Annotated in this window: 1 protein-coding gene and 1 pseudogene; both read right to left on the bottom strand. The window is 75.2% G+C overall.

Annotated features, from left to right (window positions below; genetic code table 11):
- A partial coding sequence (locus ABT381_RS35705; protein ID WP_351602263.1) for a serine/threonine-protein kinase occupies positions 1-1071 on the bottom strand: 1071 nt, incomplete at its 3' end.
- A 245-nt stretch (positions 1072-1316) separates the two neighbouring features.
- Positions 1317-1614, bottom strand: a pseudogene (locus ABT381_RS35700) (serine/threonine protein kinase); the annotation flags it as partial.

The raw sequence follows: 1614 nt of genomic DNA, 5'->3' as shown, positions 1-1614 counted from the left end.
GGGCGCGCGGGCCGTGCCGTGCGCCCCGCCGGCCAGCTCGTCCGGGCCCGGCACGCGCATGCTCGTGTGCGTCTCCCGGTTGGAGTCCGGGGCCGCGCCGTGGACCAGCGGCACCGCGCCGCGGACCCGGCCGCCCTCCTCGGGCGCCGCCGGGTGGTACGGGCCGTCCTCGCGGACCGCGTCCTGGCCCGCCGCCTCCTCCGCCTCCTCCTCGCTCTCCGGCTCGTCGATGTCCAGCGGCGGGATGCCGGCCAGCGAGGGCTGGATCTCGCGCAGCCGGGCCGCCAGCTCGGGGGCGCGGAGGCGGGAGGCGGGGGCCTTGGCCAGGCACTGGACGAGCAGCTGCCACAGCTCGTCCGGGATGCCGGGCAGCGGCGCGACCCGTTCGGTGACGTGCCGGCGCAGCACCGCGCCGGGGTGCCCGCCGCCGAAGGGGGTGAAGCCGGCGAGCAGCTCGTACAGGACCGTGGCCAGCGCGTACACGTCCACGGACGCGCGGGGCGGGAGGCCCTCGATGATCTCGGGGGCGAGGTAGTCGGGGGTGCCGATGACGCGGGTGGAGCGGGTGCGGCGCGGCGAGTCGACCAGGCGGGCGATGCCGAAGTCGGTGAGCAGGGCGGGGTGCGCGCCGCCCGGGCCGAGCGGGCCCTCCATGTCCAGCAGGACGTTCTCGGGCTTCACGTCGCGGTGCACGATGCGCGCGGCGTGCGCGGCGGCCAGGCCCTCGGCGACGTCGGCCACGATGGCGACCGCGGCCTCCGGGGCCAGCCGGCGCTGGGCGTCCAGCCGGGTGCGCAGATCGGTACCGCGTACGAGGTCCATCACCAGGGCGAGGTCGTTGCCGTCCACGACCAGGTCGCGGACGCCGACCACGCGCGGGTGGTCCAGGCTGAGCAGGGCGGCGCGCTCCTGTACGAAGCGGCCGACCAGCTCCTGGTCGGAGGCGAGGTCTTCGCGCAGCAGCTTGATCGCCACGGCCCCTTCGGGACCGTCGCCCAGCCACACCGTGCCGGCGCTGCCGCGACCGAGGATCTGGTGGGCGGTGTACCGGCTGCCGATCTTCCGTGCCAAGACTGCTCCGACGGGTCTTGTCCGACAGGTGACGGCCCGCGGCGCGGATGCGCGGGGGCCGCGGCCCCGGGGCGCCCCGGGGCCGATGCTGGCGACAAAACTACGCGGACAGCGGCGCTTTCGGCGCCCCGGACGCCGTCAACCGCCACTTCTCCGCCGGAAAAATCTCCCGGATGTCGATAAATCTCCGGCGTCGCCACTCCGGAGGCGGGTGGCGGTTCCCCGGGTCCGTGCGGGAGCGGTGCCTACCGGCCCCCCACCGACTTCGAGGCCTCGCCGATCGTGGACACCCAGTCGGAGACGTCGGACACCCACTGGCTGACCTGGTTCCAGAAGCTGCGGCCCTGGCCGATCCAGTCCTGCAGCGGGGTCAGCTCCCAGATCAGCCAGGCGCCCACCACGATCAGCACGATCATGATCAGACAGCCCTTGAGGCAGCCCAGGCCCGGGATGTGCACCGGGTTGGCGCTGCGCTGCCGGGGCGGACGCGGCTCACGCGGCGGTCTCGGTGCCGGCTGCTGGGGCTGTCGCGGCTGGTGGTCC

Source organism: Streptomyces sp. NPDC000151 (assembly GCF_040301705.1).
Classification (GTDB): Bacteria; Actinomycetota; Actinomycetes; order Streptomycetales; family Streptomycetaceae; genus Streptomyces.
This window is presented reverse-complemented; position numbering and strand designations above follow the sequence as displayed.